25 protein-coding genes are annotated in these 26,439 nt (G+C 42.1%); 14 read left to right on the top strand and 11 right to left on the bottom strand.

What is annotated here, in order from left to right; all coding sequences use genetic code 11:
- The coding region (locus VB714_RS17905) for a DUF928 domain-containing protein (RefSeq protein ID WP_323226015.1) at nucleotides 1–760 on the bottom strand (760 nt) is incomplete at its 3' end.
- A 278-nt stretch (nucleotides 761–1,038) separates the two neighbouring features.
- On the opposite strand from VB714_RS17905, the gene VB714_RS17900 reads away from it, so the two are divergent.
- Nucleotides 1,039–2,730, top strand: a complete 1,692-nt coding sequence (locus tag VB714_RS17900) for a transglutaminase family protein (protein WP_323226014.1) — start codon at nucleotides 1,039–1,041, stop codon at nucleotides 2,728–2,730.
- Between the two features lie 43 nt (nucleotides 2,731–2,773).
- Here the strand turns inward: VB714_RS17900 and VB714_RS17895 are convergent, their stop codons facing one another.
- Both VB714_RS17895 and VB714_RS17890 read right to left on the bottom strand, forming a co-directional pair.
- Nucleotides 2,774–3,640 carry a pentapeptide repeat-containing protein gene (locus VB714_RS17895; protein ID WP_323226013.1) on the bottom strand — a complete coding sequence of 289 codons (867 nt, stop codon included), beginning with the start codon at nucleotides 3,638–3,640 and terminating at the stop codon, nucleotides 2,774–2,776.
- Between the two features lie 9 nt (nucleotides 3,641–3,649).
- A complete protein-coding gene (locus tag VB714_RS17890) occupies nucleotides 3,650–4,306 on the bottom strand; it encodes a DUF4079 domain-containing protein (RefSeq protein ID WP_323226012.1) in 657 nt (218 codons plus the stop codon).
- A 163-nt stretch (nucleotides 4,307–4,469) separates the two neighbouring features.
- Here VB714_RS17890 and VB714_RS17885 point away from each other — a divergent pair, with 163 nt between their 5' ends.
- Entirely contained in the window at nucleotides 4,470–4,838 is a 369-nt protein-coding gene (locus VB714_RS17885; RefSeq protein ID WP_323226011.1) for a YccF domain-containing protein, read from the top strand.
- A gap of 11 nt (nucleotides 4,839–4,849) precedes the next feature.
- Here VB714_RS17885 and VB714_RS17880 read toward each other — a convergent pair whose 3' ends face one another.
- A complete protein-coding gene (locus VB714_RS17880) occupies nucleotides 4,850–5,410 on the bottom strand; it encodes a (2Fe-2S) ferredoxin domain-containing protein (RefSeq protein ID WP_323226009.1) in 561 nt (186 codons plus the stop codon).
- Nucleotides 5,411–5,455: 45 nt separating this feature from the next.
- Entirely contained in the window at nucleotides 5,456–5,752 is a 297-nt protein-coding gene (locus tag VB714_RS17875; RefSeq protein ID WP_323226008.1) for an Asr1405/Asl0597 family protein, read from the bottom strand.
- Nucleotides 5,753–5,925: 173 nt separating this feature from the next.
- Here VB714_RS17875 and VB714_RS17870 point away from each other — a divergent pair, with 173 nt between their 5' ends.
- The 3 genes from VB714_RS17870 to VB714_RS17860 all read left to right on the top strand — a co-directional run bounded on the left by VB714_RS17870 (nucleotide 5,926) and on the right by VB714_RS17860 (nucleotide 8,663).
- Nucleotides 5,926–6,114, top strand: coding sequence for a hypothetical protein (locus VB714_RS17870; protein WP_323226007.1), 189 nt, complete (start codon nucleotides 5,926–5,928; stop codon nucleotides 6,112–6,114).
- Nucleotides 6,115–6,430: 316 nt separating this feature from the next.
- Nucleotides 6,431–7,552 carry a DUF1611 domain-containing protein gene (locus tag VB714_RS17865; protein WP_323226006.1) on the top strand — a complete coding sequence of 374 codons (1,122 nt, stop codon included), beginning with the start codon at nucleotides 6,431–6,433 and terminating at the stop codon, nucleotides 7,550–7,552.
- Between the two features lie 22 nt (nucleotides 7,553–7,574).
- A complete protein-coding gene (locus tag VB714_RS17860) occupies nucleotides 7,575–8,663 on the top strand; it encodes an alanine/ornithine racemase family PLP-dependent enzyme (RefSeq protein WP_323226005.1) in 1,089 nt (362 codons plus the stop codon).
- A gap of 78 nt (nucleotides 8,664–8,741) precedes the next feature.
- Here the strand turns inward: VB714_RS17860 and psb34 are convergent, their stop codons facing one another.
- From psb34 to VB714_RS17845, 3 genes are all read right to left on the bottom strand, one after another.
- The gene (psb34, locus tag VB714_RS17855) at nucleotides 8,742–8,912 is read right to left on the bottom strand and encodes a photosystem II assembly protein Psb34 (protein ID WP_323226004.1); all 171 of its coding nucleotides are present in this window, start codon (nucleotides 8,910–8,912) and stop codon (nucleotides 8,742–8,744) included.
- A 148-nt stretch (nucleotides 8,913–9,060) separates the two neighbouring features.
- Entirely contained in the window at nucleotides 9,061–9,987 is a 927-nt protein-coding gene (locus VB714_RS17850) for a S66 peptidase family protein (protein WP_416309727.1), read from the bottom strand.
- A 91-nt stretch (nucleotides 9,988–10,078) separates the two neighbouring features.
- The gene (locus VB714_RS17845; RefSeq protein ID WP_323226002.1) at nucleotides 10,079–10,909 is read right to left on the bottom strand and encodes a DUF4114 domain-containing protein; all 831 of its coding nucleotides are present in this window, start codon (nucleotides 10,907–10,909) and stop codon (nucleotides 10,079–10,081) included.
- A 464-nt stretch (nucleotides 10,910–11,373) separates the two neighbouring features.
- Between VB714_RS17845 and VB714_RS17840 the strand changes: the two genes are divergently transcribed.
- Nucleotides 11,374–11,661 carry a hypothetical protein gene (locus VB714_RS17840; RefSeq protein ID WP_323226001.1) on the top strand — a complete coding sequence of 96 codons (288 nt, stop codon included), beginning with the start codon at nucleotides 11,374–11,376 and terminating at the stop codon, nucleotides 11,659–11,661.
- A gap of 105 nt (nucleotides 11,662–11,766) precedes the next feature.
- Nucleotides 11,767–13,683 (top strand): tRNA uridine-5-carboxymethylaminomethyl(34) synthesis enzyme MnmG, encoded by a 1,917-nt coding sequence (gene mnmG, locus VB714_RS17835; RefSeq protein ID WP_323226000.1) that lies wholly within the window; start codon nucleotides 11,767–11,769, stop codon nucleotides 13,681–13,683.
- A gap of 62 nt (nucleotides 13,684–13,745) precedes the next feature.
- Here the strand turns inward: mnmG and VB714_RS17830 are convergent, their stop codons facing one another.
- The 3 genes from VB714_RS17830 to menH all read right to left on the bottom strand — a co-directional run bounded on the left by VB714_RS17830 (nucleotide 13,746) and on the right by menH (nucleotide 17,672).
- Nucleotides 13,746–15,035 (bottom strand): glucose-1-phosphate adenylyltransferase, encoded by a 1,290-nt coding sequence (locus tag VB714_RS17830; RefSeq protein ID WP_323225999.1) that lies wholly within the window; start codon nucleotides 15,033–15,035, stop codon nucleotides 13,746–13,748.
- A gap of 101 nt (nucleotides 15,036–15,136) precedes the next feature.
- Entirely contained in the window at nucleotides 15,137–16,873 is a 1,737-nt protein-coding gene (menD, locus tag VB714_RS17825) for a 2-succinyl-5-enolpyruvyl-6-hydroxy-3-cyclohexene-1-carboxylic-acid synthase (protein ID WP_323225997.1), read from the bottom strand.
- The gene (gene menH / locus VB714_RS17820; RefSeq protein ID WP_323225996.1) at nucleotides 16,863–17,672 is read right to left on the bottom strand and encodes a 2-succinyl-6-hydroxy-2,4-cyclohexadiene-1-carboxylate synthase; all 810 of its coding nucleotides are present in this window, start codon (nucleotides 17,670–17,672) and stop codon (nucleotides 16,863–16,865) included. The genes menD and menH overlap by 11 nt, the downstream gene beginning before the upstream one ends.
- A gap of 84 nt (nucleotides 17,673–17,756) precedes the next feature.
- Here menH and menA point away from each other — a divergent pair, with 84 nt between their 5' ends.
- The 7 genes from menA to VB714_RS17785 form a co-directional block, all read left to right on the top strand.
- Complete coding sequence (gene menA, locus VB714_RS17815) at nucleotides 17,757–18,668, top strand: 2-carboxy-1,4-naphthoquinone phytyltransferase (protein WP_323225995.1); 912 nt, start codon at nucleotides 17,757–17,759, stop codon at nucleotides 18,666–18,668.
- Between the two features lies 1 nt (nucleotide 18,669).
- On the top strand, nucleotides 18,670–19,611 hold the full coding sequence (locus VB714_RS17810) for an o-succinylbenzoate synthase (protein WP_323225994.1): 942 nt from the start codon (nucleotides 18,670–18,672) through the stop codon (nucleotides 19,609–19,611).
- Between the two features lie 428 nt (nucleotides 19,612–20,039).
- Nucleotides 20,040–20,687, top strand: a complete 648-nt coding sequence (locus VB714_RS17805) for a tetratricopeptide repeat protein (protein WP_323225993.1) — start codon at nucleotides 20,040–20,042, stop codon at nucleotides 20,685–20,687.
- 33 nt (nucleotides 20,688–20,720) lie between these two features.
- A complete protein-coding gene (locus VB714_RS17800) occupies nucleotides 20,721–22,079 on the top strand; it encodes a 2-succinylbenzoate--CoA ligase (RefSeq protein ID WP_323225992.1) in 1,359 nt (452 codons plus the stop codon).
- A 6-nt stretch (nucleotides 22,080–22,085) separates the two neighbouring features.
- Nucleotides 22,086–23,450, top strand: a complete 1,365-nt coding sequence (locus VB714_RS17795) for a cobyrinate a,c-diamide synthase (protein WP_323225991.1) — start codon at nucleotides 22,086–22,088, stop codon at nucleotides 23,448–23,450.
- Between the two features lie 61 nt (nucleotides 23,451–23,511).
- Nucleotides 23,512–24,954 carry a P-loop NTPase fold protein gene (locus tag VB714_RS17790; RefSeq protein ID WP_323225989.1) on the top strand — a complete coding sequence of 481 codons (1,443 nt, stop codon included), beginning with the start codon at nucleotides 23,512–23,514 and terminating at the stop codon, nucleotides 24,952–24,954.
- A partial coding sequence (locus tag VB714_RS17785) for a tetratricopeptide repeat protein (RefSeq protein ID WP_323225988.1) occupies nucleotides 24,954–26,439 on the top strand: 1,486 nt, incomplete at its 3' end. The genes VB714_RS17790 and VB714_RS17785, both read left to right, overlap by 1 nt.

The following is a 26,439-nucleotide window of genomic DNA, read 5'->3' as shown; positions in this document are numbered from 1 at the left end:
TGAACGCATTAGCAGAAAGTCTGGTGAAACCTTCTAAACCCGCAGCTTGGAGAAGTTTTTTCCAATCTTGCGCGATCGCGGCATCATCAGGATTTTCTTGATAAGCCTGCGCCAACTTATTTAACGCACCATACCAAATCGATAGATCCGCTAAAAGACTAGCTTGTTCGTGGGAAGACTTACCAGACAATTGAGCCGTCATTTCCGCAGACACGGGAACTCGACGAAGAGAACTCTCCACTCCACTCACGGCTTCATTCGTCTCGTCGTAGACATTTACCGACCAAGCATAATCTTGTTCCTCAACTAAGAGATTTTCTCCCTTTTCATTCGTTTCAGGAATTACAATGCGGAGAATACCTTCAGCCCCAGAAATTTGATATTCGGCTTCATATACGAGGCGATCGCTGGCATCCGTTAATTGAAAATGAATATCTCGTGTTGCGTTGACATTGGCCATCCCAGGTACATAAACAAATACTTCTGTACTGTCTGCCACCGTTACGCCAAAATTAGAATCCGGCACCAAAGCGGCCAATTCGACAGGTTCGCGATCGCCGCTACGAGTTCCCCCGGCTTGGGTGCGTTCGGGAGCCCCCAAACCCGCAGGAGGGGTAAAATTAGCATTACTCCACTGACTGGGAATACTTTGAGCCAAAAGCGCTCCAGAAGGGGCGATCGCGCCGGATAGTCCAGTCAATAACGTCGTCCCCACGGCCAAAGCCAAGAATTGAAAAAGATGAGATTTTGATGAACGCATAATTGTGTTAATCCAGTAACGCCTAAAGATAATTTTGTGTTTGTAGACTACACCCCGATCTAAAGCCGATCGAATGAGATAAGATAGTCCCGTTCTTTTGGTAGATACCCTCTCTAATCTTCGAGAGTTGTTTTTTGTCAAAACGCTTAAAAGTTCATCCCGAGCATTGAGATCGGTCTTGATTCTGTTAAGTTGATCGATTGTAGGACTGTCCGATCGAAGACGAGACTTCAGCAAAAACCTCAATAGTGACTCTTTGAACTTCACCGAAATCCAAAATGATTCCAGATCCCCCTCTCTCTGTTTTACCTCATTTACCCAAAAAGTCGAGAACCATTCGCCCGATCGCAGCGGCCATTATTCGCGGAATTACCTTCCAGGGAGATAAACTCTACGCTCTAGATTCCACCAATGGCTACCTACTCGAGATCGATCCCATCACCGACAATACTACGATTTTAAACCATCATTGCTGGCAAGATTTTGTGGGAGCCACAGGATTGGCGATCGCCGGAGATACCCTTTGGTTTACCCGCAATGAAGATGTTTACTTTTGTGCCTTAAACGAAGAGATTAAACCTCAGCGTTTTATTAGTCTCCATCATCCCGCCAATGGCATTGCCGTCTTAAACTCTACGGTTTATATTACCTCCATGCGAGATGGTTGTATTTTTATCTTTAGTCGCGAAACTCGGCGAGAAATTACCCGTTTGTACCTACCAGGGATCGGAATCGAAAATATTACCGTTAAAGGGGAAGAATTATGGCTGTGCGATGATGACGAACAAAGCGTTTACTGTCTCGATCGCGCTACGGGAGAATTAAAATTTAATGTTTTAACTCCTTTTGAAAATCCCACCGGACTTGCCTTTCATCAGGATAAGACTACGGGAGAAGAAATTCTTTACGTTGCTTATGCTTACGCAGAACCCTACATTCGCGATAACCCTAACGCTAATCCCAACCACGAATTACAATACCGCGATCGCACTTTCATTCATCCCCTTTATTTTCATTACAATCCCGCCGAAAAATACGCTCGTTCTAATGGCTTTTTATTGGAGATGTCCTACACTGAAGAATTATCTCCCCTCGATCCCGTAGAACTCGAAGATTTGGAATGGCGAATTGCTCTCCCCGCAGAAACTCAGCGTCAGAAAGTGCGACAAGTCGAACCCATTGGTTTGCCCTTTGAAGAAAGAATCATCGACGGTCAGCGCATCGCCGTGTTTAAATTCGAGAAATTGAACTCAGAACAGCGCTATATTTTCGGCTGGAAGGCACTGTTAGAAGTATGGGGCATCAAATATCAATTTGGACCCCAAGACGGGGAAAACGTGCCGGAAATGCCCTCAGAATACTGCGATCGCTATCTTGTAGATAATGACAATTTAGCGATGGATAAAGAAAACATTCAGCGTGCAGCCAAAGATGCGATCGGCGACGAAACCAATGTTTTGCGGAAAATGTACAACATTCGCAATTATGTTTACGATCGCCTTTCCTACGGTATTAAACCCCATATTGATACCCCCGATGTTGCCTTAGCAAGGGGGGTCGGTTCTTGCGGCGAATATTTGGGAGTTTTACTCGCTTTAGCGCGTTTAAATGGTATCGCTTCTCGCACCGTCGGCCGCTATAAATGCCCCGCTAAACCTTTAGAAAAATTTATCCCCCTCGAACCGGATTTTAATCATGTTTGGATGGAATTTTTCTTACCCGGTTTTGGTTGGTTGCCCATGGAATCTAACCCCGATGATATTAATGAAGGCGGTCCTTATCCTACTCGTTTTTTCATGGGATTAGCTTGGTATCATGCCGAGATGGCCAAGGGTGTCCCTTTTGAAAAACTTTATATTCAAGATGCCCCCATTCCTAAAGAAAAAGTCTCTATTGGAGAACTCGCCATCAATCATGTCTGCTTTACCATTCTAGATGAATTAGATCCCAATGATTTTACGGAAGAATGAAGAGAGATAAATAAAATTTGTCCTTCTTCAGTCTCTATTGTACCTAATTGACATTAATGGGTTCGAGGGGAGGAGAATTATCGGGGATAATCTCAACAGGAATTGGTTCAGTTTCTGGAGTTGCATCTAGTTCGATTTCTTCTTCTTCCTTGCAACCTTGCTCCGAAATTGTACCATCGGGCATGGCCGCACTACATAAATTGGCATTGGTTAAATCTGTTCCAAAGAGAAAAGCACCTCTTAAATCGGCAAATTCTAGCGTTGCATTACTTAAATCTGCATCGCTTAAATCTGCCTTTCTCAAATCTGCACCACTGAGATCGGCTAGACTTAAATTGGCCTTTTGTAAGCGTGCTAAAGTCAAATTGGCTCGGGTTAGATTTGCCTCTTGTAGCTGCGTGCCTTCGAGGGTAGCATGATTGAGATCGGCATCGGTTAAATTGGCTTGAATTAAGGAAGCATCCCTAAGATTTGCCTGTTCGAGAGAAGCCCCCGTTAAGTCTATTTTAATTGCTGTCATTTGCGTTAAATTAGCTTTAAATAAATTCGCACCAATTAAATTTGCTTCCCTTAAATCTACACTACTCAAGTTAGTATTTTCGAGACTAGCACCTCTGAGATCGGCAAATCTCAAGCTAGAAAATCTTAAATTTGCTTCTTCTAAATTACTACTTCTCAAATAAGAACGTTCTAAGTTTTGTCCTCTTAAATCTGCACCGATTAGATTACAACGTTCGCATTCTCGAGTCTCGATTAATTGTTGAGAATTAGCCTCGACAATTTTACTGAAGTCCATATCAGCAGGATCGGCAGAGAAAAAGCGATCGGGTTGAACAGTTTGGGCGTAACTTTTAGAGTAGACGGTAAAGATTAAACAAGAAACAACCAGCAGCAAAAATTTTGGATTCATTGTTCTTTCCTATTTAGCTGAATAAAAAGCAATTTCAGCGAGATCTCGCATTCCCGTAATCCCTTGTCCCATAAACAGAAACAAAGCAATAGTATTAAGCGCAATATGCAATCTGCGCCATGCTAAAGAACGATCTTTATAAATCTCTGGTATTATCGCCAGAGAAATTACCATGAAAATAGTTGCAGTCAAACCATAATAGTAATGAGATATATACCACTCACCACCACGGCGAAAAATCCATTCCTGAGAACCAATAACAACTAATCCCATACTGGTTAGAGTCGCAAATGTAGCTCGCCAAATTTTAGGTTTAGCACGATAAAGCAGAATTAGAGAAATGAGTGTAAATGCAAAGATAAAAATCAGAAAAATCCCACGAAAAGGAGCTTCTTCCATTAATTTTTTTTCGATAAATCCCCCTTTAATGGTAGCATAAGCAAATCCGATTAAAGATAACATAACAACACTACCAGCCATCAAGCGACCGATTTTAACGTGTTCTAGACCCACAGCAGCAGGAATTTTACTTTTTACTCCCGCAGCCGCTTGTAAGCGACGTTGGCGTGTTTGCATGGCAAAATATGAGACAATCCCAATGAGGGGAAATACCCAAATTACTGCAAATATGGGATGAATCAAAGCGGTTACAAGTTTGATGTCCATTGTTGGGTTATTGTGGGAACGATCCTGTTTTGTTCGTATTGCGCGGTATTCTAACAGATCGAGGTGACATCTTTGAATATTACCTAGAAAATTGCTAATATTGGATCGTAGGGATACTTAATCCTGTTGATCTGTTGTCATTTTACTTTTTCTGCTTTTTATCATGAGTCTCTTAGGTAATATTATTTGGTTGATTTTCGGTGGCTTTATTGCGGGTCTAGGCTATATTTTGGGAGGTATATCGTTGTGCGTTACAATCATCGGTATTCCTTTTGGAATACAAGCGATCAAGTTAGGTGTAGCAACAATGACTCCTTTTGGTCGAGAAATTCTGATTAGCGAAGAAACAGGCAGCGTTATCAATACGATTTTTAATATTATCTGGCTTCTGGTTTTTGGGTGGGGTATTGCTTTAACTCATTTACTTTTTTCTTGTCTATTCGCGATTACAATTATTGGGCTTCCTTTTGCCAAGCAACATTGGAAGTTGCTTTTCTTGTCACTGTTTCCTTTTGGCCGAGAATTAGCATAATTAATCGTTGATTAATTCTTACTGAAATGTTTTTCGATCAGTGCAGGAATTTGAGTAGAACTAACGTTGCTATAACGGGCTTTGTCCGGCATTACGACAATATTAGGACCTTGTTTGCATTGTTTGAGGCAGCCTGTGGTTCTAATCTTAACCCGATCGCCTAATCCGCGATCGCGCAATCCTTTTTCTAAAGCATGGCAAACAGCATCTCCTCCTCGCTTGCGACAGGTTGATTTCTGACAGACTAAAATGCTGGCTTTTGGAGATAATTTGGGCAGTACGATCGCTTCAAGTTCGGATTTTTGTTGTTGTTTTGCCAAGGCGATCGCCTCGGCAGTCAATTGCACTATCCCCGTTTTTTTCCGTTTTTGCGTACCGCTAATTTCTAACCAACACCCCGGAACTATTCTCGGATCGAAAGTATTACGCAATTCTTTAGGAACTTTGATCCAATATTCTCTTTCTTCAAAGATCAATCTGAGATATTTGATTTTGTAGCCATCTTTAATAATAACATCCAGTAATTGACCGACGATGGCAAAATCGGCAACAGGCATCTTTGTTTTGGACATGACGCTTGATTAAGTCAACAATAATTTGAAAACAATTTGAAATATCTAAACACGAATTCTGGTTTGCCAACAATCTTCTAAAAAGTCTCGTAATTCGTTCTGAGAAGCGCGATAACGATGAGCAATACTCCATAATTGTAATGCTGCGGTGGGACTGTCGATCCTGGCTTCTAGGGGTTGGGCGATCGCGCAATTGCAAGGAATTCCTAATTCTTGCAAGCGATGGTAAATTGACCAGCGATCGGTTTGTTCAATGGCTAAAACTTCAATTTCTAAGCCCTCTAAAACTGGCTGTAATGCTTCTTTATCGGCGATCGCTGACTCGGATTGAGTAGCCCTCATATTTCTCGTAGTCTCCGTAAACTGGGTTACATCCAGTATAAGAACAATTCATGCTAAATGACAAGTCTTCTCAATAAATAATTTTAACAATACTTTACATTATTGCTGTGAATCTTGCTGTGCTAGGATTTCAGGAAATTAAATAAAAAACTTACTCAGAAAGAAAATCAATTATGATAGATACACAGAAATGGTATATTGTCAAGAAAAATGATGGCTCTTGCGATCTGAGCGATCGCCAACCCACAGCAGGAGAAGAAGGGAGTGAAGAAAAGAAGATTTGGGGTCCATTTAGCGATCGCCAAGATGCGATCGCCAGTCGTGTCGGTTTAATTCGTGCAGGCAAGTGCAAGCCAAAATAATAGGAAGGCGATCGTCAACAAAACGGTAATCTATGTTACAATTAAACTAAACTGGGCATAAATTTAAACCGAGACTCAATTAGGGCTTGAGATTTTCGCTACAAAACTCATATTACTTAGAGCTTTTTCAAGAATTTAACGGATTATATAGCTTTTGCTATATAAGTTTTTGGTGAATCAAAAATTTGCAGATTTCAGATTAAACAGAGTTTATGCGAGTTTTTCGCATTGAGATAAAACCCTAGATTTTAGAGAGGCTTGATAACTGTAGAGGAGTCTCTTGGAATTTGAGGATTCATTGAAGGAAATTAATGGAATGAAAATCATCAAGAAAACAGCTTTAGTTTACTGCGAAAACCAATTCGGTTTAGTAGACGGAAAAACTGCCGCAGGATTAGTTAGACACTCTGAACTTTATACAATTGTTGGAGTTATTGATAGTTCTCTTGCTGGTAAAGATGCAGAAGAAGAATTAGGAGGAGAAAAAAGTGGTATTCCCATTTTTTCTAATTTAGAGGAAGCCTTAAGTAAACTTGCAGAGATTCCTAACTGTTATATCTATGGAAAAGCTCCCTTAGATGCTTGTCTCTCTCCTGAAGAAAGATTTCTAATCTTACAAGCAATGGAGAAAGGAATGGATATTATTAATGGTCTTCATCAGTTCTTCTCTGAAGATCGAGAATTTGTTGATAAGGCTGCTCAACATAATATCCAAATTAAAGACATCAGAAAACCGCCGCAATTATCCGATTTGCACGTTTTTACAGGTAAAATATCGGAAGTAAATATTCCCGTAATTGCCGTATTAGGAACTGATTGTGCTTGCGGAAAAATGACGACGGCAATAGAACTTAACAAGTCTTTAAATAATCTCGGTATCAAGTCAGTTTTAGTCGCAACAGGTCAAACCAGCTTGATGCAGGGAGCAATGTATGGAGTATCGATCGATGCTCTTATTTCCCAGTTTGTAATTGGTGAAATTGAAAACTCTGTTATTCAAGCATTTGAACATGAAAATCCCGATATCATTTTAGTTGAGGGACAGAGTGCTGTTAGCCATCCTGCTTTTATGAGTTCTCTGGGTATTTTAAAGGGAAGTATGCCTGATGGCATAATCCTTCAGCATCCTCCTGGTCGAAAATTCCGGTGTGATTTTCCTCATTTGATTATGCCAACTATTGAGAGTGAAATTCAACTGATTGAAGCCATTTCTCAAACTAGCGTGATGGCGATCGCCTTAAGCCATGAAGATTTAGAAAATGCAGAAGTTTTGAACTTCATAGAAGAGTATGAGAAGCAATTTCAATTACCTACAACAGATGTTTTGCAGTATGGATGTCAAAAACTTGTGCAAACTTTAAGTCAGCATTTTCCAAAATTGAAGCAAAAAATCATGCGGAATAAATTGGAAAAAATGCCTGCATTATCAATGAGGTAGATGCAATCATCTAAAAAAATTAATGAAATCTTTCCTACCAAGAATAGAAATAGTATTATCTCAAATACGAGATAATACTCGGCTGTTATGCGAACTTTATGGGAAACAAGGCATTTCTCTGATGGGAGTTTCTAAGGCAGTGTTAGGAGAACCTTCTGTTATTGAAGCCATGCTCCAGGGTGGAGTCAAATTTATTGCTGACTCTCGCATTGAAAACATTCAAAAAATGAGAAATGCGGGAATATCAACTCAATTTGTTCTTCTCCGTACTCCTTTGAGTCAAGCTGAATCTGTGGTTAGAAATGCAGATATAAGTTTCAATACTGAAATTGAGACTCTGAGAAAACTTTCCTATTTTGCAAAGGTACAAAATAAGCAGCATCAGATCGTGATTATGGTAGAAATGGGGGATCTGCGTGAAGGGGTAATGCTTTGCGATCTGTTCCAATTTATCAGGAAAACTCTAACCTTATCTCATCTCAAAATTGTGGGTATTGGCTGCAATTTAGCTTGTTATGGTGGAGTCAAGCCAGATGGTAAAAATATGCACGCATTATCTGAATTGGTCGATCGCATTGAAAAAGAGTTTCAATTGAGTTTAGAAATAGTTTCGGGGGGAAATTCTGCCAATTATGAATGGTATAAATCTACTTTAAATGTTGGCAACATTAACAATCTTCGTTTGGGGGAATCAATTTTTTTGGGTTGCGAAACGGTAAACCGAAAAGCAATTCCGGGGTTACATACTCGTGCATTTCAACTCGTTGCGGAAGTGATTGAATCTAAGAAAAAACCATCTCTTCCTTTTGGCGAGATTTGTCAAGATGCTTTTGGAAATATTCCTAATTTCCAAGATCGAGGAGTACGTCAAAGAGCAATTGTTGCTTTGGGAAGGCAGGATGTTTTAGTATCTGGTTTGCAAGCTGAGAATAAGCTGGAAATACTAGGAGCCAGCAGCGATCATATTATTCTCGACAGTCGGAACTACAATTTGAAAATTGGCGATGAAGTCAATTTTAATCTAGATTATGGCAGTCTTCTTGCAGCAATGACTTCTCCTTTTATTCAAAAGCAATTTGTAAGCTGCAATCGTTCTGCGATCGCCGCTTAATTCTCATCGACATTGCATTTTTAAAAAGAAAAAAAGGGCATTTCTGCCCTTGTAAATTACACCATGAGAAGTTAAAAGTTAGCTGATGCTGAATGCAGTGAGTAGCAAAGTTCCGACGAAGAGAAAAGCGATCGCGCCTTGAAGAGCATAGCGTTCTTGCTGTTCGGGACTGGGATACTGAGCGTAATACATTTCGGGTTCGCTGGCGTAGTTGTTGAGAATGCCGTTTTCGTTGGTGGTGGTGTACATCTGAATACCTCGTGTTTTTGTTTTTTGTTCCTTTCTGTAAACAAATATAACAAAGTTTAAAGTTTTGTAACAGTGACTTGACACAAAAATACCTGTGATGTTAGTCACGAGAAAACTTGATATGAGCGATCGCCAAACTATTGAGAGTTCATGGGTTAATTGCGAGGACACCGCGATCGCCGTCTAATTCCGCCATAATCCCCACAGGAAGGGCTGCATTAACTCCATCGTGACCGAAGGGGAGATCGGAAACAATGGGAATCTGCAAATCCGAGAGGCGATCGCGTAACATTTCTTCTACCGTCCAATCTCCAGGATTCCCTTCACACTGACTGAAACGACCCAAAGCAATGCCGACAACGCCTTTAAACGCACCCAGGAGTCGCCATTGAGTTAATTGGCGATCGAGACGGTAGGGTGCTTCGGTTACATCTTCCAAGGCTAAAATAATATTCTCCAATGGGGGTTGCAAGTCGGTCCCCAGTAAGTGCGTCGCAACAGTTAGATTTGCGGGTAATAAAATTCCTGTTGTTTTTCCTCCTCCCCATCCCTGTCCGGCGATCGCGGCGAGGGGACGACCTTCTACTAGGTCAAAAAGTCTTTGTATCGACCATTCTGGCTCTGTTGCCAATGTCGTCAACACAGGAGCATGAACCCCCCCTCCCATTTTTGCCCTGATTAAACTCCACAAGAGTCCGGTAATATCGGAAAAGCCAATTAACCACTTTGTTGCCTCTTGCCTCTTGCCTCTTGCCTGCTTCCAGTGCCAATGTTCTAATAAGCGCATACTTCCGTAACCCCCTCGGGCGCAAAGAATGCCCTTACATTCTGGGTCAAACCATGCTTCAGCAAGGCTCTGACGGCGTTGTGCGTCGGTTCCAGCGAGGTAACTGTAACGAGTGTCCCAATGTTGGCTGTATTCCAAGCGATAACCGCGATCGCGCCAAATTTTCATTCCGCTTTGTAGGCGATCGAGTTCTTTTAAACCACCACTGGGAGAGACAACCTTGAGTAGATCTCCGGGTTGCAAGGATGGGGGAAAGGAGATGTTGGTATTGGGACTATTGGCTTGCATATATCTAGGGATTTTTCCCCATTTAAAAGTTTTCAGGGCGCGATCGCAATCATTTATCCCGCGATCGCGCTGTCCCTTTCCCTTTAATTCATTAAATTTGGCCAACTCCTTCATCCAAATCCTTCATTGTTGGTGCTTGTCCGATCGCCCCGCGCACTGTAAAGATCAATTCTCCCTCTAATTCGCGATCGAGTCGCAAGTCTTCCATCATAAAAGTATGACCTTCCCCTGTTACATCAGTAATTTGACCGAAATGCAATTCATCATGGGAATTGTCTGTAGCTAAGGAAAATAAAGGATGAGGTGTGCTTTCAATCTGAGAATTTGCCAAGATCGCGTCCACCTTATCATGGGAAATCAACATGATGCCAAAGCGATCGCCTTCTCGCAGGGTTAAAGGTTTTGTCAAAAGATTGGTTTTACCGCGATCGCGTACTATATAACCCCAGTGCGAGTTACTGGTACTGCGACGGACTGCTTCTTGAATGAATTTCTCAGACCCTAATACAAACTCGTCCATCCCGTCTAAACTAAAAATCGTCACTTTTCCCAGGTAAGTGCCGCTATCAACAAGAAAATCGATCTCAACTTCTCCAGTACCATCGACAGTGAAGACCCCTGCGGTAAACTCGGGATAGGAACTCGCCTCGATCGCCCCAAGTTCCATCTCTAACTTACAATATCGAGCGAGATCGAAGTCATTAAGCAAATAATTGCGATCGAAAGAATCTAACTCTTCAAGTGCTACCTCAAAATGGTTATCCGTTATCATATCGCTTATCGTATCGCTGTTTCCACTTAAATCTAGGGCTAAATCTTGGCTGGGGGGGGAGATTTTCTCGATCGTGATGATTTTTGTAGACCCCCGATCTTGTTGCATTTCAAGAGAAAATGGCGGCCAAAAACGTTGGAAAAAATTCATGGTGGAAACCTCGATCTGGGATAACAGCAGGAGTGAACAGTAAATTAGAACAGCAAACTTCCTTCGGTGGCGATCGCCCGAATATCAAAATACAGTCTAAATTCTTGTTCGATAAATATTGAGGAGTTTGAAACAACGCAGCATTTACAAATGTGGTGCGTTGCGGAAGTCCTACTCTCTGTAGTTCTAGTTTGCCAGATAGATCGGGAAGTTTAAGATCGTTTAAGATCGCAAGAAAATGATCCCCCATGCTCTTGACAATAAGCCATTATTATGTATAGGAGAAGATCGGGTTTATTGATTTGTCTCTAGTTTTCTCTTGGGACCATCGCGAAGAAATTATGCACTTTTGCTGAAAATTCTTTTCTAGATTCCTAGGATCGCTATCTCCTCTAGGTTTTCCCTTTTCTCGCATCTGGCGATCGCCAAGTGATAAATTATTATTTGTATGCAGCGTAAATTTAATGATGAATCTCAAAGCGATCGACACCAAGTTTTTAATGGCGATTAAAGTGCTTTCTACTCTTTTGATCGCGGGGGCGATCGCGTTGGAGTTGTGGACCCTTTACCAACAAGAAATTCCCCATTTCCTCACTCCAATTCTTTATTTTGTTACCTTTGCCCTGGTGAGCCATTTTATTGAGGGGATGATAGGTGCATTTGTTGCTTTTCGCCAACAGAAAAATGCGATCGCCGCAGGAGTTTATATCTTTTTTACGGGAACAGTGGGATTATTGGAGGTCTTAGAATGAAAGTTATGCCAAGCGTAGAATTGCACTTTTCTACGCAGGTTGATCGCGCCCCGATGGAAGACTCGCTATAATATAAAAATACTCTAACCCAATCCCTTCCGGACGATGACTATGCCAACTCCAGTAGACTTCCAAGACGAATTCGACATCATTGTTATTGGTGCCGGACATTCTGGATGTGAAGCTGCCCTTGCTGCGGCGCGTTTGGGGTGTCGGACTCTCATGTTAACCCTAAATCTCGATCGCATTGCTTGGCAACCCTGCAATCCGGCGGTGGGGGGTCCTGCGAAGTCCCAACTCACCCACGAGGTGGACGCATTGGGGGGGGAAATTGGCAAAATGGCCGATCGCACCTATTTGCAAAAGCGCGTCCTCAATATCTCCAGAGGTCCTGCGGTGTGGGCGTTACGCGCTCAAACTGACAAGCGGGAATATGCCAAGGTAATGAAGGAAATTGTCGAAAATCAGGAAAATTTGGTCATTCGCGAAGGAATGGCCACGGATTTGGTATTGGGGAAAAATGATGAAGTGATTGGGGTACAAACTTATTTTGGCTCTGGTTTTGCAGCGAAGGCGGTGATTCTCACTACGGGTACTTTTCTCGGCGGTCGCATTTGGGTGGGGGATAAGTCCATGTCTGCGGGACGGGCAGGGGAATTTGCAGCAGTTGGATTGACGGATACCCTTAACCAATTAGGGTTTGAGACGGGACGCTTAAAAACTGGGACTCCTGCGCGGGTAGATAAGCGATCGGTGGACTATTCCAAAATGGAACCTCAACCCCCCGATGAAAAGGTGCGTTGGTTTAGTTTTGACCCGGAAGTATGGGTGGAACGGGAACAAATGAATTGTTATCTCACCCGCACGACTCTAGAAACTCATCGTTTAATTCAAGACAATTTGCACTTGTCTCCGGTTTATGGTGGCTTTATTGATGCCAAGGGACCGCGTTATTGTCCCAGTATTGAAGATAAAATCGTGCGTTTTGCTCACAAAGATTCTCACCAGATTTTTATCGAACCGGAAGGGCGAGAAATTCCTGAATTGTATATTCAAGGTTTTTCGACGGGATTGCCGGAAACGCTGCAATTGCAGATGTTACGGACGTTACCAGGGTTGGAAAAATGCACGATGTTACGTGCTGCTTATGCGGTGGAATACGACTATTTGCCTGCGACGCAATGCTATCCCACTTTGATGACTAAAAACATTGAGGGGTTATTTTCGGCGGGACAAATTAACGGTACGACGGGATATGAAGAGGCTGCGGCACAAGGTCTTGTGGCGGGTATTAATGCAGTAAAATTTGTTAAAGGAGAGGAAATGTTGGTATTTTCTCGGGAACAAAGTTACATTGGTACATTAATTGACGATTTGTGTACGAAGGATTTAAGAGAACCCTATCGTATGCTCACTTCTCGTTCTGAATATCGCTTGCTTTTGCGTTCCGATAATGCCGATCGCCGTCTCACGCCCTTGGGTCGAGAAATTGGCTTAATTGGCGATCGCCGTTGGCAATTATTCCAAGACAAATACGCCAATATTGAGGCAGAAAAAGAGCGTTTAAATACTACGCGAGTTAAGGAAGGTGATGCGATCGGCAAGCAAATTCTGGCAGATACCCAGCAGAGAATTAAGGGATCGATTACCTTAGCGGATTTGTTGCGGCGATCGGGTTTTCATTATCTCGATTTAGAGCGTTATCAGTTGGGTAATTCTGAGTTAAATCTCATTGAAAAAGAAGATGCGGAAATCGAGATTAAATATTCGGGATACATCAAACGCCAACAAAATCAAATTGAACAAATTAGCCGCAATACTAATCGAAAATTACCCCCCGATTTGGACTACATGAAGGTGGAAACATTGTCAATGGAATCGCGAGAAAAATTAACAAAAGTTCGCCCTTTAACCATTGGCCAAGCCTCGCGCATTGGGGGGGTTAATCCTGCGGATATTAACGCACTTTTGGTTTATTTGGAAGTGCGGAGTCGCAAACAAGCGGTGGGAGTTGGTCAATAAAAAGCGATCGCCTGAATCCAAATTAACTATAATTTTGTTCTGGCGATCGCCTTTAACATGAGTTAAATTACCATATTATCGGGAATAACCGCATTTTTCAACACCACCACAATACCACTGCGAATGAAAAAGCCCTCATCTTCGCGATTGGCTTCTTCAACCCGATCTTTATTGAGGATTAAAACTTTCTTACCAATGCGGGCATTTTTATCAACAATTGCCCGGCGAATCGTCGAACCCTCACCAATTCCCAGAGGAACTTTCGTCATTTCTAAATTGGATTGACGTTCAGCAAAAGGTTCGTAATAATCGGCACCCATCACTAGGGTATCCTCAATTTTACAATCGGACTCAATGCGAGAACGAATGCCCAATACTGAATGACCAATCTCGCAATTTTTGAGAATGCAGCCTTCACCAATAATCGATTCACTCACCTTACAGTTTAATAGTTTGGTAGGAGGAAGATAGCGAGAACGGGTATAAATAGGCGCTTGTTCGTCATAAAAACTGAAAGCAGGTTTCGGCTGTACCGTTAAGGCCAAATTTGCTTCAAAGAATGATTCTATCGTTCCGATATCTTCCCAGTAATCATCAAAAAGATACGCCTGAATATTATAATCCTTGGCGGCTCCCGGAATGATTTCTTTACCAAAATCTGTTTGTTCTGTATTCTGCTTCAGCAGTTCGATCAAAGCATTTTTCTTGAAGACATAAATCCCCATGGAAGCAATATAAGGCTTTTGTTTTGCCTCTTCTAGGGTTAAACCTAAAGACATGGTATCAACCTGCATGGCTTTGAGTTCATTTCCTTTGGGTTTTTCGCTAAAATCAATAACCCTGCCTGCATTATCAATCTTCATCAAGCCAAAACTAGAGGCACGTCTTTCGTCAATGGGAATAACCGAAAGGGTAATATCGGCATTCGTTTCTCGGTGGCGATCGATGAATAAACCGTAGTCCATGCGATAAAGATGATCTCCTGAGAGGATAATCACTTCATCCATATCCCATTCCTCAAATAACCACAAATACTGACGCACCGCATCGGCAGTTCCTTGAAACCAGTCTGGGCGATCGCGGGTTTGTTGTGCCGCAAGCACCTCCACAAAACCATCACTCAAACCGCCAAAATTATAAGCGCGGGTTAAGTGACGGTTAAGAGAAGCTGAATTAAATTGCGTCAGAACGTAAATTTTATTAATGCCTGAATTAATACAATTACTAACAGGAATATCGATTAAACGGTATTTGCCTGCTAGGGGAACTGCCGGTTTTGCCCGTAGTTTCGTTAGTGGGTAAAGACGGGTGCCGGCACCTCCACCCAGAATGATTCCTAATACTCTTTTCACGAAAAAACCTCTAAATTGCCAATTATTATCTCTCCATGACAAGTTTAGGACGGGAGGGGACATCTGGGAATAGTTGATAGTTGATAGTTGATAGTTGATAGTTATTCGTTAGACCATTTGTGGAATTGGGTTTTGCGCCATTGGGCATCTGCGCCGCGATGGGTGGGGATTTCGATCGCTCTGATTCCCTCCTCGGGGAGAGGATTTAAGAGGGGTTCTAGGCGCTTCCAAGCGGTAATGCAGTGATATTCAATGCGGTATGCAGCACAGAGTTCGGCAAAATCGATCGCCTGGGGGGTGGCAAAAAATTCTTCAAAGGGGGGGTTAAATTGGGCAATGGGTAAGTTCTCGAAAATGCCGCCGCCATTATTATTAATCAGGATAATGGTGAGATGCCCCCAAAACTTGTTGGTTTGCAACAAACCATTAATATCATGGAGAAGGGAGAGATCTCCAGTTAGAAGCACGCTACTGCGGTTGCGGTGGGCGATACCGAGGGCGGTGGAGAGGGTGCCGTCAATGCCATTCGCACCTCGGTTGAAGTAGGGTTGAATGCGATGGTGATTGGGTCGCCAAAAGGTTTCTACATCCCGAACGGGCATACTATTGGCGATAAATAAGGGGGTTCCTGGGGGCAGCATTTGGGATAATAACCAGGGAATTTTACCTTCAAATAGTTCTTTTGTTGCGGTGAGATCGCAATCGCAGATTTCTCGCATTTGGGTTTCTTTGGCTTGCCATTGTTTTAAATAGGGGGATGGCGATCGCGCGGCAGTTTTGGGAAGGGTTAACTGTTCGATCGCGGTTCTTAAATGCAGGGTTTTCCCGTGGAGAGGATCGAGATTTTCTTCTCTGGGATCGACGATCCATCGTTGCGGTTGCGTATTTTGTAACCACGATCGCAGGATTTTACTGGTGGGTAATTCGCCGATTTGAATCACGATTTCGGGGGTTAATTCTTGAGCTAATTCAAGATTGCGAAGCAGGAGATCGTAGGTGCAAATCAGATTAGGATTAAGATCGGCATAGTTGCGGACGGGAGAGAGTCCTTCTGCTAAAACGGGAAATTGTAGAGTTTGGGAAAGTTCCGCGATCGCGCTGCAATAAGCACTTGGTTTTTGAGGGCAACAAATTCCTGCAATAATAATTCCTTTTTTTTGGGTTTGCCATTGAGAGGGAATTTCCATCATTGCCTGTTTTCTGCCTATTCCCGGTTGTCTATTCCCCAGAAATGAAAAAAATTCTTCCTCATCAATTTGCGATTCTAAGGCTTTAATTTCTGGTTGTTCGATGGGGGCTAGGGGTTTGCGGAAGGGGAAATTTAGATGCACAACTCCAGCATGAGGGAAGCGCGATCGCGTCCAGGCTTGAATCGTATTTTGTCGCCAATAATGCAGGATTTCTAAACAATTTTCTGGCAGAGGATATTGTGCTTGCCAGTTGGGATATTGTCCATAAATTTTAAGTTGATCGATGGTTTGTCCGGCGCGACAATGTTGCAATTCTGCTGGGCGATCGGCGGTTAACACGAGCAAGGATACACCGCTCAGACTGGCTTCTATAATTGCAGGATAAAAGTTAGCTGCGGCGGTGCCGGATGTGCAGACAAGGACGACGGGTAAGCGAGATTTTTTGGCAATTCCCAGGGAAAAAAAACTGGCGGAACGTTCGTCTAAAATGGAAATAGCTTCAATGCGATCGTGTTGGGCAAAAGCAACAGTTAGAGGGGTAGATCGAGAGCCAGGACAAAGAATTGCAGTAGTCAAACCGAGACGAGAAAGAGTCTCGACAAGAATAGAACTACAGAGGGTATTGATGTTACGAAAGTCAAGAGGCATTCAAAAAATATTTAACTTTTTTAATAAATCTTTCGGGGTTCTCTAAATGAATATTATGACCGCAATTTTCAACAATTTGCAACTGCACGAGAGGGGAAAGTATTTGCATTTGGGTTGCGATCGCAGTAAATTTTGCATCTAGTTCTCCAACCAGTAATAATAAAGGATTTTGTAAGGTTTTTAGTTCATCCCATAAAGAGGGTTGTTGTCCTGTTCCTATATATCGCAGAGATTTTGCTAATAATAGGGGATCGTTTTGCCTTCTCCTCTGTATCATTATCTCAAATTTAGTCTCAAATTTAGCCTGACTTTGCAAAGAAGAAAAAAGCGAATTTTGATACCAATCTTCAAGAAAGTTTTCCAGCGATCGCGTTTCTAAGATGTTTGCTAATTGTGCATCTTTTTCGCGCCGCTTTTCCTGTTCGAGTGGGTTCTTTAATCCAGGAGATGCCGATTCTAGAATAATTTTAGGGAATTTTTGCGGAAAATGCAAGGCGAGATAAAGCGCTAATCTTCCTCCCATGGAATAACCCAGTAAATAACACTGGAGGAGATTAAGATTGTCGAGAAATTTGGCGATCGCATTCCCTGTCTGTTCCATATTATAACAATCATCTCTACCGTTTATGTTTGTTTTACCATGTCCTGGAAGATCGATCGCCAAACAATAAAAATCCTCAGCAAGCTGAGAGATTATCGCGTGAAAATCATCTCCATTCCCCATAAATCCATGCAAAAAAAGGAGAGGAGTATTTGTGCTATTTCCTCGAGTCTCAATGTAAAAATCATAATCGTTCATTTTCAATTTTACTGCAATGGTTATAAAATAGCTAACAGCCAACCTCCGCATTAAGCAAGGGGGATTATTCTATTGTTCATTGAAATGACCACAACGCCTTTAACTCAACCCGATCGCCGCCAACTTTGGTACGCTGCAATTAAACCCCCCATGTATACCGTTGCTGTTATTCCCATTACCGTTGGTACCGCAGTTGCTTATGGTCAAAATAATGGCTTGAATTGGAGCATCTTTCTAACTTTTTTAGGGTCTGCGATCGCGATTATAGCATGGATGAATCTCAGTAATGATTTCTTTGATTCAGAAACAGGCATCGATCGCAATAAACTACACTCAGTTGTTAATTTGACGGGCAATAAATTTTTAGTTTTCTGGTTGAGTAGTTTATTCTTACTCTTGGGGATTTTAGGTATTGTTTCTATTTCTTGGCGACAACAAGACTGGATGGTTTTAGAATTAATTCTCTTATCCTGTGCATTAGGATATAGCTATCAAGGACCGCCTTTTCGTTTGGGATATCAAGGACTGGGAGAATTTATTTGTTTTGTTACCTTTGGACCCTTGGCGATCGCCGCAGCATATTATTCTCAAACTCAAAGTTTTTCCTCCACAGCATTTGCAGTTTCAATTTTGATTGGTATTACGACCTCGATTATTTTATTTTGTTCCCATTTTCATCAAGTAGAAGACGATCTAGCAGCAGGAAAGCGATCGCCGATCGTTCGCTTAGGAACAAAACTAGGGGCAAAAGTTTTAGCAGGTGCGACGGGAAGTATTTTTATCTTTACGCCTTTATTTATCGCTTTAGGCTATTTTCCTCTCTGGACATTACTGCTCTTTTTAAGTCTTCCTTTGGCTTATCAAGTCGTTCATTTTGTTTGGCAAAATCACGATATTCCCGAGAAAGTCAAAGTCTGTAAATTCATTGCAGTCAAGTTCCATTTTTGGAGCGGTCTATTATTATCTCTCGGTTTTATTCTCCCCAATTTTATCTAATATGGTTTATCAAGTTGGGTTTGAGGTTTATCAATATCCCTTTAAACAACCCTTACAAACTCATCATGGAACATGGGACATCCGAGAAGGAATTATTGTGGAGTTGGTAGACGAGAAAAGGAAAAGAGGAAGAGGAGAAATCGCCCCTATTCCGTGGTTTGGATCGGAAACATTAGCTCAAGCCTTGCAGTTTATGCAGCAATTGAGAACAAAAATTAGCCGAGAAGATATCTTTACTATTCCCGATCGCCTTCCTGCTTGTCAGTTTGCTTTTGAATCTGCCCTGCAAGAGTTGGAACAACCCGAAATCTTAGAAAATAATTCTTCTCCTTCCTCTTATTCTTATCTTCTTCCTGCGGGTAAATTAGCACTACAACAATGGCAAATAGGATATGAGGAAGGAGGAAGAACATTTAAGTGGAAAATTGGTGTTACTTCTGTTGCAGAAGAATTAAAGATATTGCAGCAATTAACTCAGGCTTTACCGATTGATGTGACTCTCCGCTTAGATGCCAATGGTGGACTAAATCTAGAGACAGCAAAGCATTGGTTAGAAGCAGCAGATCGAATCGGAAATATTGAGTTTATCGAACAACCTCTACCCCCGCAAAATCTATCAGAAATGATAAAATTGCAAACAGCTTATGCTACCGATATCGCCTTAGATGAATCCGTCGCAACTTTAACAAAATTGGAACAGTGCTATCAGGAAGGATGGCGAGGAATCTATGTTATCAAAGCGGCGATCGCCGGATCGCCCCAACGTCTCAGAAGAGTTTGTCAAGAGTATGCGATCGATGCAGTTTTTTCCTCTGTTTTTGAAACAGATATTGGCAGAAAAACAGTCTTACAACTTGCAAGAGAATTATCTTCCCCTCAACGTGCTGTAGGATTTGGCATTGATTCTTGGTTCGATATTATAGCAAGTCCATTTGATTTGTAAAACAAAATTGTTCTGGTCGTACAATTTGCAGGTATTATCATTACTTACCTGATGAAAGTTTATCTAGCCCGAATTAATGTTTTCAGAATTTAGAAGACACGATCGCCCTACTAATGTGGGAAATAAGAAATCCACGCTTACATCATACTTTTGAGTCATAGTGTCAATATCAACTTTAGCTCAACTTTATCCATTTCGTAGCAGTTACGCATTTGAACTAACATTTTAGTGCGATCTCCGATCTTGTAGGATGCGTTTGCGATCGCATTTATTTCTGCAAGTGACAAAAAGTCAAGAGATAGCGTCCTTGTGCGATATGTTCAAGCGAGCGCTTGATTTGTTACAATTTAATGTTGTTTGCCTACTCCAAAATGGTTATGAGAAAATTACTCTTCTCTAGTGCGATTGCTCTATTTTCAGTTATTATAATGTTCTTGTTGCCTGCATTTGCCCAAGAATCTGAAGAAAGCGATCGCTTAGACGAAATCCTAGAACAATGCCGAGAGCTCGAAAGAGAAGAAAAATTAGCAGCCTGCGATCGCGCGATCGAATTGGATGAAACTAATTATATTGCTTGGTTTCAGCGCGGTATCGCCCTTTCAATTTTAGGACGGTATGAAGAGGCCGATACAACTTATGACAAAGCGAAAGAGCTTCTAGAAATGTGGCGACAAGAGGAGTTAGGTGCATTAACAAGAAGCTATAATACTGCATTTTATAATTTGTCGGCTAACTTTGCCAGACAAGATGTTGTTCTGTCGCTCTACCAGCAATGTTATAATCAAATTTCATCCCAATTTCAGGAAATTCAATCTCTCCTTCAAGACGAACAACGGGTTCAACAACTCGATGAAGCGATCGCAAGTGGAACACTCTCTGGGGAAAGACTCAAACAACTACAAACAATTCGAGAACAAATTCGTACTCTCCAACGAAACCCAGAGAACTTAAATCGGCAACGAGTTCAAGCCTTGGCAACTTGCAAAGAAAGGGCTGATGAACTAATGCAAAATATTGATGATGATTTAAGAAATAAACTAGAGTCTTTAGAAGAAAATAGTTCAGAGGAACTTTAACTATCTTACAGGGTAAGAGCATCAAGAAATATTATGACTCTAAAAGAAACACTAGAAAACAGACAGAAGGAAGATTGGTTAATTTGCGATCGCGCTAACCAATTCTATGACCTTGTGGAAAACTATCGCCAATTTTTACAACAATGGGATAATTCCGCAAAAGTTTTGCTGATAGAAACAAATCCACTGCATTTTCTAGCAAAATTTTGTGCTGCTGTTATAGAAAACTATCCGATTTTTCTTTGCAATCCTCACTGGGAATATAAAGAATGGGAACAAGTATTTTTATTAGTTCAACCCAATCTCATTTGGGGAAAATTACCCGATTCTAGTTCGCATTTCAAAGAATCTGAAGAAGTGCAGACTATGCCCTTAGAAGCGAGAATTATGATTCCTACGGGAGGAACTTCTGGAAAGATTAAATTTGCCATGCACGATGGTTGTTCGCTTTCTGCCTCAGTGCAAGGATTTCAAAAATATTTTGCTCAAAAATCCATCAATTCTTTTTGTATTTTACCCTTATATCATGTCAGTGGCTTAATGCAGTTTTTGCGCTCTTTACTGACAGGGGGAAAAATCGTAATTCTACCGTATCAATCTTTAAAACAAGGAGAAATAGGGATTACAAATCCTAGTAATTTTTTTATCTCCCTTGTCCCCACTCAACTGCAATCTTTACTCGATTTAAACCCTCAATGGTTGTCTCTTTTTCAAACAGTTTTATTAGGAGGTGCGCCCCCGTGGAAAAAGTTGCTCGATCGCGCACGGCAATGTAAGATTAAACTAAGCCCTACCTATGGCATGACGGAAACAGCTTCCGGAGTTGTGACGCTGAAACCCGCAGTATTCCTGGAAGGTAACGAAAGTAGCGGCCAAGTCTTACCCCATGCGACCCTGGAAATATTGGGCGATCGTGAAACAAAATTAGCAGCCAATCAAATTGGGACGATTCATATTCAAGCAAAATCAAACTATTGGGGGTATTATCCCCACCCGCATCGGTTTTTAAAAACCGAGATCGCCACCGACGATCTCGGCTATCTTGACGAGGAAGGCTATTTATACTTGGTTGGTCGCAAAAGTCACAAAATTATTACAGGGGGAGAAAATGTCTTTCCTGTAGAAGTGGAAACCGCAATTTTAGCCACGAATTTAGTGCGAGATGCCTGCGTTGTTGGCATTCCGGATACAACATGGGGAGAAGCGATCGCAACCGCTTACGTTCCCAAAGAACCGGCGATCGCAGAAACTGAAATTAAGCAGGCATTAACAGGAAAATTAAGCAAATTTAAACAGCCCAAATATTGGTTAGCACTGCCTGAATTGCCAAGATGCGATCGCGGTAAACTCAATTATTCTCAAATTAAACAATTATTTATCCCCCAAAAATAAACAACAATGGCATTAATTATCGCGGGAGAACGAAGCGGATCGGGAAAAACAACAATTACCATGTCCCTGCTGGCTTTTTTAGCACGTCGCGGTCATAAAGTCCAATCTTTTAAAGTGGGTCCCGACTACATCGATCCCATGTTTCATACCAATATAACAGGACGTTTTTGCCGCAATCTCGATCCGATTTTAACGTCAGAAGAATATGTAAAATCTTGTTTTCTCAACCATAGTCAAGATGTTGATTCTGTTATCATTGAGGGCGTAATGGGCTTATTTGATGGTATCAAAAAACAAGAAGCAGATATTAACGATTATGCCAGTACCGCCCATATTGCTCGCATTTTAAACATTCCGATTTTATTAGTGATTGATTGTAGTAGTTTATCCGGTTCGATCGCGGCGATCGCCCACGGTTTTCGATCCTTCGATCCGCGCCTCAATATCGCCGGAATTATCCTGAATCGTATCGGTAGCGATCGCCATCTAGAACTGCTGCAAGAAGCCCTAGAACCCCTCGATTTACCCATTTTAGGGGTTTTGAAACGTCACGCCGAAATTACCATCCCTGCCAGGCATTTAGGATTAATCCCCACCGACGAACTCGACAACTTAAAAGAGTTAGGCGATCGCCTAACAGAACTCGCCCAAAATTGTTTTAATTGGGAACAATTACTCCCCCTCCTCTCCCCCCCTTCCCCCCCCACTCCCCACACTCCCCACACTCCCCACACTCCCCACACCCCCCACACTCCCAAAAAAATAGCGATCGCCCGCGATCGCGCCTTCAGCTTCTACTATCAAGATAATTTAGATATATTAGCCTCTCTCGGAGCAGAATTAATCCCTTGGAGTCCGCTAGAAGATGAAGCATTACCCGACAATATTCAAGGGCTATATTTTGGGGGAGGATTTCCCGAAATGTTTGCACGAGAATTAACTGAAAACAAATCAGCACGTCACGCTGTTTTAGAAGCAATTAAAGCCGGAATGACGACATACGCCGAATGCGGAGGATTAATGTATTTATGCGAAAACCTGATTGATTTTGCCGGAGATAGTTGGGAAATGGTGGGTATTTTACCGACAACAACAATGATGGGAAAACGATTAAATCTCGGCTATCGAAAAGCGATCGCATTGCAAGATAGCCCTTTAATTAAAACTGGAGAAATAATCTGGGGACATGAATTTCATCGTTCTTCCTTAACCTGCGAACCCGATCGGCCTTTATTTTCCTTGCAAGGATATCGCCGACGGAGTAAAATAGAAGGATGGCAAGGCGATCGGCTTCATGCTTCTTATCTTCATCTGCACTGGGGAAACCAACAACAATTAGCGCAAAGATTTTTAGAGGTCTGTCATACTTAAAATGACGAGTATAGCCCGATCCGCCAGGGATTGAAAATCCCTGTCTCATACAAAAAATCCATTGAAATGGATTAGGGTTATAGCGATCGCCCTTGCCCGCCAAAAAATCCTTGACAGACCACTAGCCCTCAATTTTGTCTTAAAATTGGTTGAGACCTCCTCGGCAATTCTGCACTTTAAATCAGTCGTTTACCCGCGATCGCGAACTATGTTTAGTCCCGAAGAAATGGAAGCTCTCCTCGATGAGATGTACAATTCCTTTACACCAAAACCCTTGCAGCCCAACGATCGGCGCTATGTGGACTGTCGGGCGGTGCGAGGGGATGAGGACGTGGTGAAGGATTTGGGGCGCACGGTGCGGCGATCGGACGATTTCACCTATCAGGTTTATTCTGGCTATCGGGGATCGGGAAAAACTACAGAGTTATTGCGGTTGAAGAAAGACCTTGAGGATCGCGATCATACGGTGGTCTATTTTGCCGCAGACGAGCAGGATCTCAGTGTTCAAGATGTTCAATATACGGACATTCTCCTCGCTTGTACGCGCCATTTGTTGCAAGAGTTGAAGGATAAAGCAAACCCCGATCCTATTCTCGACTGGCTCAAGGGACGATTGCAAGATTTCCAAGATGTGATGCTCAGAGAAGTGAAGATCGAGCAGGTTAATTTACAGTTCGCGTTAACAGAGTTTGCCAAACTAACGGCGGCAGTGCGATCGGAACCCAGTCAGCGCCAAAAAATTCGAGAACGTCTCGAACCCCATACAGAGACGTTGATTCAAGCGTTGAATGCTTTTATTAAAGACGGTCGCGCTCATTTACCAGAGAAAGCAAAACTTGTAGTCATTGCGGACAATTTGGATCGTATTGTGCCGATCTTCCGCGATAACGAACGCAGTAACTATGAGGAGATTTTTCTGGATCGCCACGAACAACTGAAGGCGCTGGAATGCCACATGATTTATACGGTACCGATCGCGCTGATTTACTCCCGTTGGGCGACGGAACTTAAAGATAATTATGATATTCCCAAGGTACTACCCTCGATTATGGTACGTCAAGAAGATGGCGAGCCTTACGATAAAGGATTGGATGCCATGAAAACGATTATTCGCTTGCGCCTTCCTTCGGGTTTGAGAGAGTCATCGTTGAATGTTTTTGAGTCCGAGGAGATTATACAGGAATTGTGTCTGATAAGCGGGGGATACGTGCGAGATTTGATCCAGTTAATGAAAGAGACGATCAATAGAACAGAAGACCTACCCATTCGAGGACGGGCAGTGCAACGGGCGATCGATGCGCTGCGGGATGTGTACCGACGGGCGGTAGAGGAAGATTGGTGGGAGGCATTGCGAAAGGTACATCGAGAGAAGGCGATCGAGAACGATCTCTTGCACCGAGGTTTGCTGCTCAGTCGTTGTATTTTGGAGTATCGTTATTATCAGGATGATGACAATAAGCGAACTTGGTATGATGTTCACCCCGTACTGTGGAAGGAGTTGTGATGGCAAAACCACTAGGAGAAAAGGAGTTTGAAAAGTTAGAGCGTCAGAGTCCGGCGATCTTCGACAGTTTAGATCGCTGGAGTCCAGAAGCGGAAGAGGAGTTAAAGGATCTGTTGCGGGCGTTGCGTCGCCAAAAAGGATTTAATCTCTTTTTTGTTCAGTGTAGTCCGGCTTTGGGGGAACGAATAATAGAAGCAATTCAAGAGCGTTTTGCTCAAAAAAGGCTCGTTCGCTTTGAGTTAGAGCAGCAAAGTGAAACACTTTATTGGGAATTAATAGAGCGTTATCAAGCGGAGCCGTTTGAGATGGCTTGCGTGACGGGAATCGAGCAGACTTTATATGCTTATGAAGATACAAAGCGGCTGGCGGGTTGGAGTGATAAGGAGATCTACAACTATAGTTGGAAGGGAGTTCCTTCTGTATTGAGTCATTTGAATCGATATCGGGAGCTATTTGAAGCCAATTTATCTATAGCGTTAATCTTTTTAGTTCCTCGTTTTGCGATCGATTATTTTGTTCAACGCGCACCAGATTTTTTTGACTGGCGATCGGGGTTTTTTAAGTTTGCTGAGACTTCAGAAAACTTACAAAATACTTCTCGAGAATTGGTGAGTAAAACTTATAAAGATTATCTTGCTCTCACTTCAGAGAAAAGAATGGCAAAAATTTTAGAAATTAAAGATCAAATCCTGAAACTTGATCCATCAGATAATAAACGAAAATCAAATTTATTACGAGAACAAGGACGAATTTTTAACAGCGATCAGGATTATGATCGAGCTTTAGATTGCTATAATAGAGCCTTGATGTTAGATTCACAAAATCATCTGATTTGGTATAGTAAGGGTAGTTTATTTAAGGATTTAGAACGATATGAAGAAGCAATAGAGAGCTTTGAACACGCTCTATATATAAAGCAAGAAGACTATATTACTTGGAATCAAAAAGGAATAGTTCTTTGCGATTACTTACATAATTATGAAGAAGCAATAGAGAGCTTTGAACACGCTCTAGATATTCAACCAAGCTATCATTATGCTTGGCATAATAAAGGTGTTGCACTTAAAAATTTACAACGTTACAAAGAAGCAATAGAAAACTACGATCGCGCTCTAGAAATTGAACCAAATGATTTAGATGCTTGGAATAGTCGAGGCATTGCACTCGGTAAATTACAGCGAAATGAAGAGGAGATAGAAAGCTACGATCGCGCCCTAAAGATTCAACCCGAATATCACTATGCTTGGTATAATCGAGGCATTGCACTCGGTAAATTACAGCGAAATGAAGAGGCGATAGAAAGCTACGATCGCGCCCTAAAGATTCAACCCGACTATCACTATGCTTGGAATGGTCGAGGATTTGCACTCGGTAAATTACAGCGAAATGAAGAGGCGATAGAAAGCTACGATCGCGCCCTAAAGATTCAACCCGACTATCACTATGCTTGGAATGGTCGAGGATTTGCACTCGGTAAATTACAGC

It is taken from the genome of Spirulina sp. 06S082, from assembly GCF_034932145.1.
Lineage (GTDB): Bacteria > Cyanobacteriota > Cyanobacteriia > Cyanobacteriales > Spirulinaceae > CCY15215.
This window is presented reverse-complemented; position numbering and strand designations above follow the sequence as displayed.

Excerpts from the sequence above, each read along its gene's own strand:
- VB714_RS17900 (WP_323226014.1), top strand. The coding sequence starts at position 1,039 with ATGATTCCAGATCCCCCTCTCTCTGTTTTACCTCATTTACCCAAAAAG.
- VB714_RS17895 (WP_323226013.1), bottom strand. The coding sequence starts at position 3,640 with ATGAATCCAAAATTTTTGCTGCTGGTTGTTTCTTGTTTAATCTTTACC.
- VB714_RS17890 (WP_323226012.1), bottom strand. The coding sequence starts at position 4,306 with ATGGACATCAAACTTGTAACCGCTTTGATTCATCCCATATTTGCAGTA.
- VB714_RS17885 (WP_323226011.1), top strand. The coding sequence starts at position 4,470 with ATGAGTCTCTTAGGTAATATTATTTGGTTGATTTTCGGTGGCTTTATT.
- VB714_RS17880 (WP_323226009.1), bottom strand. The coding sequence starts at position 5,410 with ATGTCCAAAACAAAGATGCCTGTTGCCGATTTTGCCATCGTCGGTCAA.
- VB714_RS17875 (WP_323226008.1), bottom strand. The coding sequence starts at position 5,752 with ATGAGGGCTACTCAATCCGAGTCAGCGATCGCCGATAAAGAAGCATTA.
- VB714_RS17870 (WP_323226007.1), top strand. The coding sequence starts at position 5,926 with ATGATAGATACACAGAAATGGTATATTGTCAAGAAAAATGATGGCTCT.
- VB714_RS17865 (WP_323226006.1), top strand. The coding sequence starts at position 6,431 with ATGAAAATCATCAAGAAAACAGCTTTAGTTTACTGCGAAAACCAATTC.
- VB714_RS17860 (WP_323226005.1), top strand. The coding sequence starts at position 7,575 with ATGAAATCTTTCCTACCAAGAATAGAAATAGTATTATCTCAAATACGA.
- psb34 (WP_323226004.1), bottom strand. The coding sequence starts at position 8,912 with ATGTACACCACCACCAACGAAAACGGCATTCTCAACAACTACGCCAGC.
- VB714_RS17850 (WP_416309727.1), bottom strand. The coding sequence starts at position 9,987 with ATGCAAGCCAATAGTCCCAATACCAACATCTCCTTTCCCCCATCCTTG.
- VB714_RS17845 (WP_323226002.1), bottom strand. The coding sequence starts at position 10,909 with ATGAATTTTTTCCAACGTTTTTGGCCGCCATTTTCTCTTGAAATGCAA.
- VB714_RS17840 (WP_323226001.1), top strand. The coding sequence starts at position 11,374 with ATGATGAATCTCAAAGCGATCGACACCAAGTTTTTAATGGCGATTAAA.
- mnmG (WP_323226000.1), top strand. The coding sequence starts at position 11,767 with ATGACTATGCCAACTCCAGTAGACTTCCAAGACGAATTCGACATCATT.
- menD (WP_323225997.1), bottom strand. The coding sequence starts at position 16,873 with ATGCCTCTTGACTTTCGTAACATCAATACCCTCTGTAGTTCTATTCTT.
- menH (WP_323225996.1), bottom strand. The coding sequence starts at position 17,672 with ATGAACGATTATGATTTTTACATTGAGACTCGAGGAAATAGCACAAAT.
- menA (WP_323225995.1), top strand. The coding sequence starts at position 17,757 with ATGACCACAACGCCTTTAACTCAACCCGATCGCCGCCAACTTTGGTAC.
- VB714_RS17810 (WP_323225994.1), top strand. The coding sequence starts at position 18,670 with ATGGTTTATCAAGTTGGGTTTGAGGTTTATCAATATCCCTTTAAACAA.
- VB714_RS17805 (WP_323225993.1), top strand. The coding sequence starts at position 20,040 with ATGTTCTTGTTGCCTGCATTTGCCCAAGAATCTGAAGAAAGCGATCGC.
- VB714_RS17800 (WP_323225992.1), top strand. The coding sequence starts at position 20,721 with ATGACTCTAAAAGAAACACTAGAAAACAGACAGAAGGAAGATTGGTTA.
- VB714_RS17795 (WP_323225991.1), top strand. The coding sequence starts at position 22,086 with ATGGCATTAATTATCGCGGGAGAACGAAGCGGATCGGGAAAAACAACA.